Below are 15,251 nucleotides of genomic sequence, written 5' to 3' on the forward strand. Positions count from 1 at the left end.
GAAAGTTTATGAGGGAGATATAAATGAGGTGAAGCTATGTCTGTAGTAGGAGAAGAAAGAAAGCGAACCATTCTTGAAAAGGTAGAATTTAAAGGGAAAGTAAAGGTTTCAGAATTAGCGAGAGAATTTGCTGTATCAACAGAAACGATTCGTCGTTATTTAGAAGAATTAGATCGTGAAAAGAAGCTGAAAAAAGTGTATGGTGGAGCTGTTCAACTTCCAGGCGCTGGGGTAGAGGCACCGATGTTAGAAAGAGAAATGTTACATATAGAAGAGAAGAAAAGAATTGGTTATAAAGCAGCGACATTTGTAGAAGATGGTGATGTCATTGCAATTGATGATGGAAGTACACCGCTTCAAATGGTTCCATACCTTGTTCATCGTAAAAACTTAACGATTGTAACAAGTTCATTTCCAGTCGCAACACAATTAATTTCTTCTATTAATAAAAAGATGTTTCACGGTGAAGTTTTATTTATAGGTGGAAAAGTATCTCCAAAGCATTCGCGTGTATCAGGGTCTATTTCTCAGCAAGTAATACAGCAATTCCATTTTCATAAAGCGTTCGTTTCGATTGATGGGTTATTACCTAGTTTTGGAGTTTCCAGCTTTGAATTAGAGAAAGCGAAATTGTCAGAGGCGATGATGAAATTAGCTGAGAAGACATATATTTTATGTGATCATACGAAGGTAGGCGTGAAAGGGAATTATCGTATAGCAGCATTTTCACGTATTCAACATGTAATTTGTGATAAAAAAATGCCATATAGTTTTGAAGAAGAACTTATGAAGCATAATATTCAGTGGACAGTTTGTTAAATAAAGTGAAAGTACCTAAACTCCCGCCTAATTTTTAGGAGGGAGTTTTATTGTCTGCAAATCGTAAAATAAAAGATTTGCATTTATGCAAAAAGTGGACACATTTTCTCATCTCTTTCATATAATTTACCAATACAAAAAAAGTTGGTCGAAGGAAAGAAGGGAGAACATGTCAGAACGAATATATAATAAACTTGTATTGTACGCGAATATTTTGCAAAAAATTGGTGTCATCAATGAGAAGGAAAAAAGTGAAATTCTTCATACGATAGGTAAAAAAGCCCTTTGAATAAAGGGCTTTTTATTTTTTATCTTTAAAAATATAAATTTAATGTAATATTCTCATTGACAATGATAATGAGATTCATTATCATTTATTTGTGGATAATTGATAAGGGTTATCAATTATAAAAATTATATATGATAGGGGATATTATTTTGAAAAAAAATTATATGAAGGCGCTAGTAGTAGCGACAACATTAGTAATTCCATTTGCTACGTATTCTACTCCAGCATTAGCGGCATTAAAAGTTGAAGCAAATCAATCGGTAGCAGCAGCGAGTGATCGCACGTATGATACTGAAATTAAAATATATAAGGACCAAAAAGACGAGCCATCTATGGTTTCTCAATATATAAAAGATCCTAAAGTAACGATTGCAGCTGGCAAAAAAATTGTCACTGTAACAATGCAAGATAGCGATTATTTTCAATATCTTAGAATAGAAGATAGAAACCAGCCTGGTGTATTTCATGATGTGAAGGTTTTATCAGAAGATAAGAGGAAGAACGGAACGAAAGTAGTCCAATTTGAAATTGGCGAGTTTGAGAAGAAGCACAATATGCAAATGCATATACTTATTCCAGCTATTGGATATGATCACAAATATCAAGTTCAATTTGAAATTAAAGATCCAACTGTAGGTAACAAAGAAACAGAGAAACCAGATGATAACTCTAATTCAGGCAATACGGAAACGGATACTCCAGTTGATAATCAAAATATGATAACAGATAACAAATTAAGAGAACTTGTGAATAAAAAAGTATTTAATAGAAAAGATTTAAATACACCAATTACGAAAGAAGAGTTATTACAAGTAAAGGATTTATTTTTAAATACAAATGAGATACTTGATTATAGTGCATTAAAATATATGCCAAATTTAAAATCTTTAACAGTTGCGAATGCGAAGATAAAAGACCCGTCGTTCTTTGCGAACTTAAAGCAATTAAATCATTTAGCTTTGCGTGGTAATGAATTTGCAGATGTAACGCCACTTGTTAAGATGGATAATTTAGAATCTCTTGATTTAAGTAATAATAAAATTACAAACGTTGCACCACTAACTGAAATGAAAAATGTAAAAAGTTTATATCTATCAGGCAACCAAATAGAAGATGTAACAGCATTAGCGAAAATGGAACAACTAGATTACTTGAATTTAGCAAATAATAAAATTACGAACGTTGCTCCATTAAGCGCTTTGAAAAATGTAACATACTTAACTTTAGCAGGTAATCAAATTGAAGATATTAAAGCGTTATATTCATTACCTTTAACAGATTTAGTATTAACACGTAATAAAGTTAAAGATTTATCCGGCATTGAGCAAATGAAGCAATTAGAAGAATTGTGGATCGGGAAAAATGAAATAAAAGATGTTACTCCTCTAAGTAAGATGACACAGTTAAAACAATTACACTTACCTAACAATGAGTTAAAGGATATTACGCCATTAACAAGTCTAGTAAACTTACAAAAGCTTGATTTAGAAGCGAATTATATTTCAGACTTATCACCAGTGAGCAATTTGAAAAAATTAGTATTTCTAAGTTTTGTTGCAAATGAAATCCGTGATGTCCGACCAGTTATAGAACTAAGTAAGACGGCTTATATTAATGTCCAAAATCAAAAAGTATTTTTAGAGGAAACAGAAGTAAATAAAGAAGTAAAAGTACCTATATATGAAAAAGATGGTGAGGTTTCTACGAAAATCCGTCTGAAGAGCGATAACGGTACGTATAGTAATGGTGTAGTGAAATGGAGTACATCAGGTGAGAAAGTATATGAATTTGGTGTGAAAGATCCATTCGCGGATACAGGAATCTTCTTTACAGGATCTGTTATTCAAAATGTAGTAGAAAGTAAAGACGGTAATACATCTAAAGAAGATGAGAAAACAGAAGTGGTAGAATTTAAAGATGTACCAAAAGGACATTGGTCAGAAGAAGCAATTAATTACTTAGCGAAAGAAAAGTTATTTATAGGCTATGGAAATGGTGAATTTGGATTTGGGGATAACATTACTCGTGGACAAGTAGCACTTCTAATACAAAGGTACTTAAAATTAGAAAATAATCTAAAACCAAAAACGACATTTACAGATACGAAAGGAAATATGTATGAAACGGCTATTGATGCAGTAGTTCAAGCTGGGATTATGACAGGGTATGGAAATGATACATTCCGTCCAGATGGAGTATTAACTCGATATGAAATGTCAGTAGTACTACAAAGAGTATTTCAGTTAAAAGAAAATGAAAATAGTGCAGAGAACTTTAAAGATATACCAAATGGCCATTGGGCGAAAGGATATGTGAAAGCTTTAGTAGATAATAAAATATCAAAAGGTGACGGGGAAGGGAACTTTTTAGGAGATAATTTCGTAACACGTGAACAATACGCACAGTTTTTATATAATGCAATAAAGAAATAAAGTGAAACTTTAATCAGTGGGGGTCTTACTGCCCGGTAAATAGCGGGATAAAAAATGAGGAAAATACGCTATTCTTTAATTAAAGAATAGCGTATTTTTTTATGTGCAAAATGAAATAGGAAATAGATAGGAGTATAGACATATGAATAGCCTATTTTAAAGAAGAACCACGAAACTATATTGACAAAAAAGCGTTCTCATGTGATAATTCAATTAAATTTTTAGAATAATCAAAAAATATTCCTTTTACATAGAAAGGATTCGAAACTTATATGAATATTATGCCGGGGGTGACGAAATGTTATTTTTTCTGAAGAAATGGAATGAATTGAAAGATGTGAAATCTGAATTGGCACTTCGTGATTGGTTTTATGGTACCAAAATTAGTTTATCGCTATGTACGTCAAAAGAGCCGTTAACATTCTTAGTAAATGTTGAGGGAAGAGATAAAGGGCTATTTTCGGAAGAAGATTTTATTGTCGTAAATTGCATGTGCGAGTCAGTATTTGAAAATGAAGAAAAACCAGCTGCAGAGTCATTTATGCATGCAGATATTTATAAAAAAAGTAGTGCAGGATGTATTTTACAAGTGCAGACTGTAGATAGTCATTTAATATCAGAGTTATATGGAGAAGAAGGAGAAGTAACGTTCGATAAACGCAGTGTGGAGCGTGTTTTCGGAAAAGAAGGTATAACAGAAATGACAATTCCAATTGTAGAAGATGAAAAAAAATTCGCTGATTTATTAGAAAGTAATGTTCCGAATTTCATTGAAGGTGGAGGAGTAGTTCTTGTTCATAATTACGGCATGATTGTGTGGGGGAAAACGCCAGAAGAATCGAAAAAATGGCTAGAGGGTATAGAATATTTAATGAACTATCATGTAAAGTTATTAATGATTAAGGGCGCAAGGAGCTCTGTTATATAAAAATGTATGTGATATGGATACAAGTTAATAAATAAATGAAAGCGTTTTAAAAATAATTTCACTCATAAAATATAGGTCTCCTTATTATATATAGATTACATGTTGACATGTAAGGAGGAACATATTTTGCGAGTTAAATATCATTTTCTGCCAAAGCAGCAAGTAACATTTTGCAAAATAAATGATTCTGGTGAAGAGGCACTGCAAATGATGAACGAAACGGGATTTCGAGCCATCCCGGTATTAGCAGAAGATGAGAAGAAATTCACGGGGATTATTTATAAAGTAGATTTATTAGAAAAAAAATGCAATAGCGGATTAGATCATGTAAGTGCAGGAGATATGCTTGACAATTCCAATGCATTTATTTTTGAAAAGGATTCCTTCTTCAGAGCCTTTTATGTAATTCGTCGGCTTCCGTTTTTAGCCGTGCTAAATGATTATAATGAATTTGTCGGTATGTTAACGCATTCGAATATATTTGATGTTATTGAAGATTCATTTGGTATGCGAACAGGTGGTTATATATTAACAATTGCAACACAAGATTGTAAGGGGACGATTAAAGAGCTTGGGACATTGTTAAAAGCATATAATATCGGTGGTTTGTTTACACTCGATAACGGTGATCAATATATCCGTCGGGTTATTGTAAATATATCAGATGAGTTAGATGAAACAAGATTAAAGCAATTAATCGGAAAAATAGAGAAAAAAGGATTCAGAGTGAGTCATGTAGATTATATTTAAGTTAAAAAGAAAAGTACCTATCTGTTATATACAGATAGGTACTTTTTTGTCCCGTTATTTTTGGGCGGTAAGATCCCCACCTCAAAATTCAGTGAAAGCAATGGGGGGCTTCCCGTAAAAGCCCGATTGGTTAGGGCTGGTTATATGTGAGTAATGAACTTTATTTTGAAACAGGAGGCGGGGATAATGCTAGATCAGATAAAAAAATAAAGTCTGCATGCTCACGAATTTTAGGGATAGAAGTTTCAATAACGCGTGATGTAATTTCACCTGGGGGGCCCACATGCCCGATAGCTACCATAATAGGCTTTTCTTGAATTTTTTTGATGAGTAATTGGGCTTGTTTTGAAATATGTCCTGCTGTATACACATCATCAAAAAATAGTTGGTTTTCAATAATAGGAACTCCTAATTCTTTTCCGATTTTTGGGACGACACTCTTAGGATTCGTTTTACTATCTAAGTAAAATAAACCGTGTTTTTTACAAGCAGCAAGTATAAGGCGAACAATTCTTTCATCCGCTGTTACTTTTGACCCCATATGATTGTTCATTCCAATTGCATGCGGAACTTCTTGAATAGCTTGTTCAAGTCGGTTGTTTATTTCTTCATCGCTTAAATCGGTTGTAATGGCTTTCGGCCCAAGCCATTCTTTTTTACCTTTAATAGGTTCCATTGGCATATGTATAATAACTTCATGGCCTTTCTTATGGGCAGCTATTGCATCTTCTTTTGTGGAAGGAAGAAAAGGCATAACAGCAACAGTTAGTGGAATTGGAAGTGACAACATTTGATTAGTCCCCTTCATATTATTGCCGAAATCATCAATGACAATAGCAACTTTATTCGTATGAGCAGTTGCTTGAATAGGAAATAAGAAGGACGGTAAAAACAAAACAATGATGAATAATGCAATCGTATATTTTCGCATATAAATATTTCCTTTCTCTTGTTATCCCGCTATTTGTGGGTAGTAAGACTCCCACCTCAACATTGGGCTGGATAGGTGGGAGATTCACTGCCAATAAACGCCCGATTGGTGAATGCTAATAATCAGTGGGGCTGAACAAAAAACACTGATGAAAGTTTCACTTTATCAATCATCATTATGTTTTGCTTTTTTATATAAATTAAACAAAAAATGTCGAAGAAAAGTAGGTGGAAAATTAAGAATCCCCGGTTTACGTAGAATTTGTAAAAAAAGAAGATGAAAAAAATGTCTATTATTGCGAATGTATTTACAAAGATAGAATAATTTGTAATAATTCTCAAAGTGAGGGTAAAGATTTGTAAATTACAGGGAGAAAATGTTAAATTTTCTGATTCTTCAAATTTGCATATGATTAAGTAGTTAAAAAAGTCAATGGAGAAGTGAACTTGAGAGCATGGAAGTATAATAAGGGGGATATGGATGTTTACTGTAAAAAGGAAGTACACATTAGAAAAGCTTTCACGTGATATTCATATGAAACGTGAAGAAATGATTCAACTAGGATTAACAAGTGGGCTAAATAGTAAGGAGACAATTCAAGTTAGTCAAGAATTGGACAAGCTTATTTTACAATATCAGCGTTATAAAGAAAAACAAACACCGAAATGGTTTTCAATTATAAAAATACCTATTTTCCAAATCGGGTATGAAGGAAAATCAAATAATTTTTGGCGAATGCTTGTCGCTGGTTTTATGAAATAAGTATAATTACCCTTATAGGATAAGGATAATTATACTATGTGTAACGGAATTTCGATATGAACTGTCGTTCCTTCGTTTTCTGTACTGTCAATAAAAATATGCCCATTATACATCTCTACAATTCGTTTACATATGACAAGTCCAAGACCTGTTCCAGTATCTTTATTAGTAAAGAACGGATGAAAGAGGTGTTTTTGAATATGTTGTGGAATCCCTTTCCCAGTATCTATAATCTGTAATTGTGCATGTGTTTCATTGTTTTTTACTACAATGGTTAGTGTATCACTAGAAGTCATAGCCTCAATTGCATTTTTTGTAATGTTTAAAACCACTTGTTTCATATGGTCTTTCGAACAACGGATATGAACGGGATGGTCTGGCAAATGTAAATGGAATACAATGTTATGTAAATTCGCCTCAGATTGAATAATTAATGCTACCTCATTTAGAATTGTTCTTACATCATATGTTTGTTCGATGATGGCGGTTGGCTTTCCGAGAATAAGAAATTCACTTACAATTTCATTGATTCGCTCTATTTCTTGTTCAATTACGGAAAAGTAGAACTGATCTTGTTCATCTTTATATTTCTCTTTTAATAGAGCGACGAGTCCTTTAATTCCAGTAAGAGGATTACGGATTTCGTGTGCTGTACTTGCTGCAAAAGTTCCAACTAATTCAATTTTCTGTAGTTCGTTTTGTTGTCTTTCAAGTTTTGTTTGACGTTTTAACAACATATATTGAGCAAGTAAAAATAAAATAGACATTAAAAATAAAGTAGCGATACACTCTATTGCAACCCACTGGTATAAGGTTTTCTGATGAATAGGTAATGGAGAAACAGAGACCTTCCAATTTAATCTTTGGAGTGGGGTAGTAAGCATATTAGAATGCGTATCACTTGTGTCGTTATTATCATCGGTTAGAAAAACTACATCATGTTTATCAGTTACCTCAAAATGGTATTGTGGTTTAATGGCATTTAAAGAAGATGAAATGTAATCAAAGCGTAAACTAGCTAATAATAATCCTGAGAGCTCTTTCTGTTTATTGAATATGGGGGTAGCAATCATAATAGCTTTATGTCCAAGAACGCGATCAGTAATGACTGATGATACAGTGGTTTTTTTAGTTTGTAGCACGTCTTGAATATATTTACGGTCTGAAACATCAATAGGCTTTGATTCATCTTCAGATGCGATTGTAATGACCCCTTCTGGTGTAGCGTAATATAAACCAGAAAAGCGTGCATCGTTCCCATCTGTATCATGTACAATTTGTTTAATGCCGTTTATATTACCAGTCTCGGTGCCTACAACTTTTGCAAGCATGTCTAAAGCAGAAATTGCTTCACCAAGATGATGATCTAAATAATCTCTATATAAAAAGAGAACTGTATGAGCGGATAATTTGTTTTCCTGTTTCATTTTATATGTATGATACGAATAAAATGTAGCACCAATCCCTATTGTCGGTAGGATAACAAGCAATATATATATAATTATGCTTTGGAATTTGACTTTCAAATGTGGTACTCCTTCTTTTTTATTATCATTATATATAAACTATGTTAAAATTGTCATGTTTTTATTCAAGAATGATTCTTAATATATTAGGGGGAGAGGAAATGGATGAGTGAATGCTCATTCGGAATTCACATGAAGTATGAAGTGGCATTTTCTTTTTATTGGTGAGAATTTAAGTGAAGGGTTGAAAGTTGTATGACATCAAATAATGAACGAGAAGATATTTCTCAATCTTTAAAAGTATTTATTGCATTATCTCGTGTACATCGTTCTGTTATGGATACTACAAATAAATCTATACAAAGTAACGGATTAAATCCAACTGAATTTGCTGTATTAGAACTGCTATATCATAAAGGCGGTCAACCACTCCAGCAAATTGGTGAGCGCATTTTAATAGCCAGTGGCAGCATTACATATGTTGTAGATAAGCTGGAGAAAAAGGGATTAGTAAAGAGAATCCCATGTCCGAATGACAGACGTGTTATTTACGCGCAATTAACTGAGTCTGGCGAGAACTTTATTGCTTCTATTTTTCCGGGGCATGAGAAAGTTATACATCAGTCTTTTGAAATGTTAACGAAAGATGAAAAAGATGAATTACTTGATCTATTAAAAAAAATTGGGAAGTATGAAAAATAATAATATGTTCCAAAGGAGCTTTGGATAAATAAATCCAGGGCTTTTTTATTTGCAATGAACTCAGAGTAGTCACTGCCGAATTTTGTTGAAAATTAAGAGGGAATTCGAGAATACGTATTGAATTATAATAAAGGTATGTAATGGAGAGGAGGCTCGTTCATGTCATTTAAAGACTATGAATATAAACGCCCAAATATTGAAGAGTTAAAAGAGAAATTTACTGTTGCTTTAGAGAAGTTTGATAACGCAAAAACTGTAGAAGAACAAAAACAAGTCATTCATTCAATTAATGAAATTCGCAACGATTTTGGTACAATGGGAAACCTTTGTTACATTCGCCATTCTGTTGATACGACGGATACTTTTTATAAGGAGGAGCAGGATTTCTTTGATGAATTCTCTCCAGTTGTACAAGGATATGGTACAAAATATTATAAGGCACTTATTAATTCTCCATTTCGTGAAGAATTAGAGGCGTATTATGGAAAACAATTATTTGCTCTAGCAGAATGTGATTTAAAAACATATTCAGATGAAGTCGTGAAAGATTTACAATTAGAAAATAAATTATCGTCGCAATATACACAGTTATTAGCATCCGCAAAAATTGACTTTGCTGGAGAAGAAAGAACGTTATCGCAATTGATTCCGTTTATGCAAGGAAAAGAAAGAAGCGAACGTAAAGCAGCAAGTGAAGCATACTACGGATTTTTAGCTGGAAATGAGGAAGAACTAGATCGTATTTATGATGAGCTTGTTAAAGTGAGAACGAAAATCGCAAAATCTTTAGGTTTCAAAACCTTTGTTGAACTTGGATATGCAAGAATGTACCGTACAGATTATAATGCGGAGATGGTGGCTAATTACCGTCAGCAAGTGCTGGATTATATCGTTCCCGTTACAACGGAATTAAGAAAGCGACAACAAGCACGTATCGGTGTAGAGAAGTTAGCTTATTACGACGAAAACTTTGAGTTTGCTACAGGTAACCCAACTCCAAAAGGAGATGCGGATTGGATTGTTGATCATGGAAAGACCATGTATAAAGAGTTATCGGCTGAAACAGATGAATTTTTCAATTTCATGCTAGATAACGATTTATTAGATTTAGTTGCGAAAAAAGGAAAAGCTGGTGGCGGATATTGTACATATATTGAGAATTATAAAGCGCCGTTTATTTTCTCAAACTTTAATGGAACATCTGGTGACATTGATGTATTAACACATGAAGCAGGTCATGCTTTCCAAGTATATGAAAGTCGTAAATTTGAAATTCCAGAATATAATTGGCCAACATATGAGGCATGTGAAATCCACTCTATGAGTATGGAATTCTTTACATGGCCATGGATGAAGCTATTCTTTGAAGAAGATGCAGATAAATATTACTTCTCTCACTTAAGTTCAGCACTTCTGTTTTTACCTTATGGTGTATCTGTTGATGAATATCAACATTATGTATATGAAAATCCTGAAGCATCACCTGAAGAGCGTAAGACAGCATGGCGTAACATAGAGAAGAAATATTTACCGCATCGTGATTATGAGGATAATGATTATTTAGAGCGCGGTGGTTTTTGGCAACGTCAAGGGCATATTTATAGCTCACCTTTCTATTATATTGATTACACGCTTGCTCAAATTTGTGCGCTACAATTTTGGAAACGTGCAAGAGATAATAGACAAGAGGCATGGGAAGATTATGTGAATCTGTGCCAACAAGGTGGAAGTAAATCGTTCTTAGAATTAGTAGAAGTTGCAAATTTAACATCACCATTTGCTGAAGGCTGTGTGAAAAGTGTTATTACAGAAATTGAAGCATGGTTACATGCGATTGACGACACAAAATTGTAAAAAACATGCGCTTTTTTTCACATGTTTAACATCGACATAATGGGAAAATGATGAGATAATAAAAGAAAATTCAGAATACTAAAGAGGTGTTTCTAATAAGGAGCACCTCTTTTCACCAACAAAAAGGGGGGAAAGAAGTATGCTTCAATCTAATATGGATGTGAGTTTAGAAAGTTTAGTAAGCTCATTACAGTCTACTCGAAGCACGCTATTATCAGAAATTGAAATGTTAAATGATACAGAAGTGAATGTAAAGCCACGCCGTGATAAATGGAGTATTATTCAAATTTTACACCACTTGCATTTAGTTGAACAATCTGTCACGTCTGCCCTTGTATATGCTTTACAAAAAAATGAAAGAAACATGACTCCATTTAAAGACCTCCAACTTACGCTTGATCGCACACATAAACGAGAAGCTCCTCAGCAAATGCAACCAACAGAAACTTTAATGAAAAAACAGCAAGGAATTCAATTACTAGAACATTCACGACAAGAACTATTACATGCGCTTCATAGTGTTATAGATGAAAAAGATCTATTTGAAAATGGATTAAAGCATCCTGTTTTTAATGATCTGAATTTGTATCAATGGGTTCAATTTCTTGATTTGCATGAACAAAGACATCTTACGCAATTAAAAGAGGCGAAACATGCAATTTTGCAGCGCTAAAGTGGAAGAAGTGGGAAACCACTTCTTTTTTTGATACGTGCATAGTTTTCTTTCTTATTTTGGAATACTACATGGAGAAAGAAAAGAAGGAGTTGAAAAAATATGTCTAAGAAGAAGCGAGAAGAAGAGCGCGCCTGGAAAGCGCGTAAAGAAAATCAACAACCGCACGGAAAAGTGAAAGCTTTTGCTGAATTAGTTGAAGGAACAGAAAAAACGTGATGATTATTTCATCACGTTTTTTGTATGAGTGGAAAAGTTAATAAAAAGGTTGTACCGATTCCTTTTTCACTTATAATATCAATTTTTCCATTCATAGCTTGAACAACACTGAATACGACCATCATTCCAAGTCCAGTGCCTTTTTCTTTCGTTGAATAGAAAGGCGAGCCAAGACGTTTTACTTGTTCTGAATCCATACCGACTCCTGTATCTTTTATATATAACTGAATATGCTTATGATCAGGAACTAATGTGAAATAAAGATCACCGCCTTTTGGCATAGCCTCAATGCAATTTTTTAAAATATTTAATAAACATTGATTTAGTTTTTGCTTTTCTCCAGCGATAAAAAAAGAAGTGCTTTGCTTTATATAATGAGTACGTACATTTGTTAAATTAGCAAGCGGTGTAATTAACGACAATGCATGTAGTAATTCTTCTTCTAACTGTAATGTTTGTTCTTTTTCAATGCTTGGTTTAGCAAAGGTTAAATAATCTGTAAGAACATGATTTGCTTGTTCAATGCCGTTAATGGCAATGTCGATATATAATTTTCGTTCCTGCTCAGTGCATGTATCTGATTGTAACAGTTGTAAAAACCCTTTTGTTGAAGTTAATGGATTGCGAATTTCATGAGAGATAGACGCTGCCATTTCACCAATTAAATGAAATTTTTCAGCATTTATAAGTTCGTTTTGGAGACGAACTTGAGTTTGTAATATGTGTAGTAAATATAAAATTAGAATCGTACCAAGCATTGAACATAACTCATACACAATAATATGCGGTATATAATCAGTCTTATTTGTAACCTTTGAAAGGAAGAAGGGTATCCAACTAAATCCGTATGTGAGACTGTAGATAATAGCAAGTGTTATTTTTATACGATTAGAAGTTCGATTGAAAAATTTATATGTTAATAATAGAACAATAAATAGAAGAACAGAACCGATAAGAGATGGGAAAACACCGATCCCACCTAATAATAAGCGATATATGTTTAATACAACTAAGATAGAACCACCAGCAATAGGCCCTCCCGTTAATGTACCGACAATTAATACAATATGGCGCATATCAAATTGAAAACCATTATTTGTTTTTGCTGCAAATGTAATACAGAGTACGGTAGCGAGGCAACAGAGTACAATGAATATAGCTGAATTTAATTTAGGAGAGCGTTTCCCTTTTTGATTCCAAAATAAATGATATACGAGCATTGTAATCAGGATGAATAATATATTTAAAAAGAGATAAATAATAAAGGATTTCAGTGGGATGCCTCCTCTCTTCTTATATTAAATTAATCATACTATAAAATGAAAGAAATGAAATGATAAATAGCGGAAAAATCAGAAATTTTTACGCTAGTATACAATATGTTACAATAAGCTGTGTCAATGAAAGAAGAAATTCCGTGCACCGCGCGGGAGAGGTTCGCGAACTCCCTCTATAAAAAACTATGGAAACAACAATATCCTTAGGTATTGTTTTGTTTTTTTATTGTGACAGTTCAAGAACGTTCTTTCTTCTTATTTATAGTAGAGAAGGAGAATGAGTGAAATGAAAAAAGAAAAAGCAGTTGTTGTTTTTAGTGGAGGACAAGATAGTACGACATGTTTATTTTGGGCAATAGAGCAGTTTGCAGAGGTAGAAGCTGTAACATTTAATTACAATCAACGTCATAAGCTAGAAATTGATTGTGCAGCGGAAATTGCAAAAGAGCTAGGAATAAAGCATACGGTACTAGATATGAGTCTATTAAATCAACTTGCTCCAAATGCGTTAACGAGAACGGATATGGAGATTACACATGAAGAAGGTGAATTGCCATCGACATTTGTAGATGGACGAAATTTACTCTTCCTATCATTTGCTGCTGTATTAGCAAAACAAGTTGGAGCACGTCATATTGTAACAGGTGTATGTGAAACTGATTTCAGTGGTTATCCAGACTGCCGTGACGTGTTTGTGAAATCGTTAAACGTTACTTTAAATTTATCTATGGATTACCCGTTTGTCATTCACACGCCACTTATGTGGATTGATAAAGCTGAAACATGGAAATTATCAGATGAACTTGGAGCATTTGAGTTTGTTCGGGAAAAAACATTAACATGTTATAACGGAATCATTGGTGATGGTTGCGGTGAATGTCCAGCATGTCAACTTCGTAAAGCAGGATTAGATACGTACCTACAGGAACGCGAAGGAGCGAACAACTAATGGATAACTTTTTTGGATTTCGCATCGTAGAGAATTTGCAAAAAATGGACAAGGATATTCAGCGTAAACAACTCAAATACCATAATAAAAGAGTAATGGTCAGCAAGGAATTTACATTTGATGCAGCACACCATTTACACTGTTATGAAGGGAAATGTAAAAACTTACATGGTCACACATATAAAGTTGTATTTGGAATTAGTGGATATGTAAATGAAATAGGTCTTGCAATTGACTTTGGAGATATAAAAGAAATTTGGAAGAATGAAATCGAAATTTATTTAGATCATCGTTATTTAAACGAAACGTTACCTGCAATGAATACGACTGCTGAAAATATGGTCGTTTGGATTTATGAAAAGATGGCAGAAGCACTAACAAAAGAGAATCGAGTGAACGAATATAAAGGAGCTCGCGTTGAATTTGTTCGTCTATTTGAGACGCCGACTAGTTATGCGGAAGTAAGACGGGAGTGGATGCTTGATGAGTAAAATCCCTGTCTTAGAAATATTCGGTCCGACTATTCAAGGTGAAGGAATGGTTGTAGGGCAAAAGACAATGTTTATCCGTACAGCTGGTTGTGATTATAGCTGTGCTTGGTGTGATTCTGCTTTTACGTGGGATGGATCAGCTAAAGATCAAATTAGACAGATGACACCAGAAGATATTTGGGATGAGCTTGTTGCAATTGGAGGAGAAAATTTTTCTCATGTTACGATTTCAGGTGGAAATCCGGCATTACTGAAAAATATTGAGTTTCTTCTTTCAATATTAAAAGAAAATGGAATGCGAACGGCAATTGAAACGCAAGGGAGTAAATGGCAAGATTGGTTACTTCAAATTGATGAGGTAACAATTTCTCCAAAACCACCAAGTTCGACGATGAAAACAGATTTTCAGAAGTTAGATGCTATTATTCAGAAACTAGCAGGAAAAGATATTAGTTTAAAAGTAGTAGTATTCGATGATCATGATTTTGAATATGCAGTTAAGATGCACGAACGTTATCCAGGTGTACCATTTTTCCTGCAAGTAGGAAACGATGATACAAAAACAGTGGATGATGCGATGCTTATTAAAAAATTATTAGATAAGTATGAGTGGCTGATTGATAAAGCTGTAAATTGTAAAGAGATGAATGATGCAAAAGTATTGCCTCAGCTTCATGCGTTAGTATGGGGAAATAAACGCGGCGTATAA

General features: G+C 33.6%; 15 protein-coding genes and 1 riboswitch. Of the genes, 12 read left to right on the forward strand and 3 right to left on the reverse strand.

Going from position 1 to position 15,251, the window contains the following annotated elements; translation table 11 throughout:
• The first annotated feature begins 36 nt into the window (after positions 1-36).
• The 4 genes from ACS2FK_RS07690 to cbpA all read left to right on the forward strand — a co-directional run bounded on the left by ACS2FK_RS07690 (position 37) and on the right by cbpA (position 5,218).
• Complete coding sequence (locus ACS2FK_RS07690) at positions 37-819, forward strand: DeoR/GlpR family DNA-binding transcription regulator (protein ID WP_000117666.1); 783 nt, start codon at positions 37-39, stop codon at positions 817-819.
• Positions 820-1,239: 420 nt separating this feature from the next.
• On the forward strand, positions 1,240-3,540 hold the full coding sequence (locus tag ACS2FK_RS07695; RefSeq protein WP_063546910.1) for an NEAT domain-containing leucine-rich repeat protein: 2,301 nt from the start codon (positions 1,240-1,242) through the stop codon (positions 3,538-3,540).
• Positions 3,541-3,838: 298 nt separating this feature from the next.
• Positions 3,839-4,468, forward strand: coding sequence for a class II aldolase/adducin family protein (locus ACS2FK_RS07700; RefSeq protein ID WP_053564937.1), 630 nt, complete (start codon positions 3,839-3,841; stop codon positions 4,466-4,468).
• 126 nt (positions 4,469-4,594) lie between these two features.
• On the forward strand, positions 4,595-5,218 hold the full coding sequence (gene cbpA, locus ACS2FK_RS07705) for a cyclic di-AMP binding protein CbpA (RefSeq protein WP_053564936.1): 624 nt from the start codon (positions 4,595-4,597) through the stop codon (positions 5,216-5,218).
• Positions 5,219-5,378: 160 nt separating this feature from the next.
• Here cbpA and ACS2FK_RS07710 read toward each other — a convergent pair whose 3' ends face one another.
• The gene (locus tag ACS2FK_RS07710) at positions 5,379-6,149 is read right to left on the reverse strand and encodes a divergent polysaccharide deacetylase family protein (protein WP_001234111.1); all 771 of its coding nucleotides are present in this window, start codon (positions 6,147-6,149) and stop codon (positions 5,379-5,381) included.
• Between the two features lie 480 nt (positions 6,150-6,629).
• On the opposite strand from ACS2FK_RS07710, the gene ACS2FK_RS07715 reads away from it, so the two are divergent.
• Positions 6,630-6,911: an aspartyl-phosphate phosphatase Spo0E family protein gene (locus tag ACS2FK_RS07715; RefSeq protein WP_063546911.1), complete on the forward strand. Its 282-nt coding sequence runs from the start codon at positions 6,630-6,632 to the stop codon at positions 6,909-6,911.
• Between the two features lie 29 nt (positions 6,912-6,940).
• Here the strand turns inward: ACS2FK_RS07715 and ACS2FK_RS07720 are convergent, their stop codons facing one another.
• A complete protein-coding gene (locus ACS2FK_RS07720; RefSeq protein WP_053564935.1) occupies positions 6,941-8,437 on the reverse strand; it encodes a DUF3149 domain-containing protein in 1,497 nt (498 codons plus the stop codon).
• 195 nt (positions 8,438-8,632) lie between these two features.
• Here ACS2FK_RS07720 and ACS2FK_RS07725 point away from each other — a divergent pair, with 195 nt between their 5' ends.
• The 4 genes from ACS2FK_RS07725 to ACS2FK_RS07740 all read left to right on the forward strand — a co-directional run bounded on the left by ACS2FK_RS07725 (position 8,633) and on the right by ACS2FK_RS07740 (position 11,825).
• Complete coding sequence (locus ACS2FK_RS07725; protein WP_000203336.1) at positions 8,633-9,079, forward strand: MarR family winged helix-turn-helix transcriptional regulator; 447 nt, start codon at positions 8,633-8,635, stop codon at positions 9,077-9,079.
• Between the two features lie 159 nt (positions 9,080-9,238).
• On the forward strand, positions 9,239-10,933 hold the full coding sequence (locus ACS2FK_RS07730; protein ID WP_063546912.1) for a M3 family oligoendopeptidase: 1,695 nt from the start codon (positions 9,239-9,241) through the stop codon (positions 10,931-10,933).
• A gap of 139 nt (positions 10,934-11,072) precedes the next feature.
• Positions 11,073-11,606: a DinB family protein gene (locus tag ACS2FK_RS07735; RefSeq protein ID WP_000941977.1), complete on the forward strand. Its 534-nt coding sequence runs from the start codon at positions 11,073-11,075 to the stop codon at positions 11,604-11,606.
• A gap of 102 nt (positions 11,607-11,708) precedes the next feature.
• Positions 11,709-11,825: a DUF6254 family protein gene (locus ACS2FK_RS07740; protein WP_000038355.1), complete on the forward strand. Its 117-nt coding sequence runs from the start codon at positions 11,709-11,711 to the stop codon at positions 11,823-11,825.
• Between the two features lie 11 nt (positions 11,826-11,836).
• Here ACS2FK_RS07740 and kinB read toward each other — a convergent pair whose 3' ends face one another.
• Positions 11,837-13,045, reverse strand: coding sequence for a sporulation sensor histidine kinase KinB (kinB, locus tag ACS2FK_RS07745; RefSeq protein WP_000964151.1), 1,209 nt, complete (start codon positions 13,043-13,045; stop codon positions 11,837-11,839).
• Between the two features lie 206 nt (positions 13,046-13,251).
• Positions 13,252-13,295, forward strand: a riboswitch (PreQ1 riboswitch).
• A gap of 93 nt (positions 13,296-13,388) precedes the next feature.
• On the opposite strand from kinB, the gene queC reads away from it, so the two are divergent.
• From queC to queE, 3 genes are read left to right on the forward strand one after another with little or no spacing between them, the layout of a single operon-like run.
• On the forward strand, positions 13,389-14,051 hold the full coding sequence (gene queC / locus ACS2FK_RS07750) for a 7-cyano-7-deazaguanine synthase QueC (RefSeq protein ID WP_000711595.1): 663 nt from the start codon (positions 13,389-13,391) through the stop codon (positions 14,049-14,051).
• Positions 14,051-14,542, forward strand: coding sequence for a 6-carboxytetrahydropterin synthase QueD (gene queD / locus ACS2FK_RS07755; protein WP_000368414.1), 492 nt, complete (start codon positions 14,051-14,053; stop codon positions 14,540-14,542). The genes queC and queD overlap by 1 nt, the downstream gene beginning before the upstream one ends.
• Positions 14,535-15,251, forward strand: a complete 717-nt coding sequence (queE, locus tag ACS2FK_RS07760) for a 7-carboxy-7-deazaguanine synthase QueE (RefSeq protein WP_000036299.1) — start codon at positions 14,535-14,537, stop codon at positions 15,249-15,251. The genes queD and queE overlap by 8 nt, the downstream gene beginning before the upstream one ends.

The sequence above is a fragment of the Bacillus cereus group sp. BceL220 genome, from assembly GCF_051776965.1.
In the GTDB taxonomy this organism is placed as follows: domain Bacteria; phylum Bacillota; class Bacilli; order Bacillales; family Bacillaceae_G; genus Bacillus_A; species Bacillus_A cereus.

Coding starts and splice junctions, on each gene's coding strand:
- ACS2FK_RS07740 (WP_000038355.1), top strand. CDS start 11,709: ATGTCTAAGAAGAAGCGAGAAGAAGAGCGCGCCTGGAAAGCGCGTAAA.
- ACS2FK_RS07695 (WP_063546910.1), top strand. CDS start 1,240: ATGATAGGGGATATTATTTTGAAAAAAAATTATATGAAGGCGCTAGTA.
- kinB (WP_000964151.1), bottom strand. CDS start 13,045: ATGCTCGTATATCATTTATTTTGGAATCAAAAAGGGAAACGCTCTCCT.
- ACS2FK_RS07715 (WP_063546911.1), top strand. CDS start 6,630: ATGTTTACTGTAAAAAGGAAGTACACATTAGAAAAGCTTTCACGTGAT.
- ACS2FK_RS07700 (WP_053564937.1), top strand. CDS start 3,839: ATGTTATTTTTTCTGAAGAAATGGAATGAATTGAAAGATGTGAAATCT.
- ACS2FK_RS07735 (WP_000941977.1), top strand. CDS start 11,073: ATGCTTCAATCTAATATGGATGTGAGTTTAGAAAGTTTAGTAAGCTCA.
- queC (WP_000711595.1), top strand. CDS start 13,389: ATGAAAAAAGAAAAAGCAGTTGTTGTTTTTAGTGGAGGACAAGATAGT.
- queE (WP_000036299.1), top strand. CDS start 14,535: ATGAGTAAAATCCCTGTCTTAGAAATATTCGGTCCGACTATTCAAGGT.
- ACS2FK_RS07730 (WP_063546912.1), top strand. CDS start 9,239: ATGTCATTTAAAGACTATGAATATAAACGCCCAAATATTGAAGAGTTA.
- queD (WP_000368414.1), top strand. CDS start 14,051: ATGGATAACTTTTTTGGATTTCGCATCGTAGAGAATTTGCAAAAAATG.
- ACS2FK_RS07710 (WP_001234111.1), bottom strand. CDS start 6,149: ATGCGAAAATATACGATTGCATTATTCATCATTGTTTTGTTTTTACCG.
- ACS2FK_RS07690 (WP_000117666.1), top strand. CDS start 37: ATGTCTGTAGTAGGAGAAGAAAGAAAGCGAACCATTCTTGAAAAGGTA.
- ACS2FK_RS07725 (WP_000203336.1), top strand. CDS start 8,633: ATGACATCAAATAATGAACGAGAAGATATTTCTCAATCTTTAAAAGTA.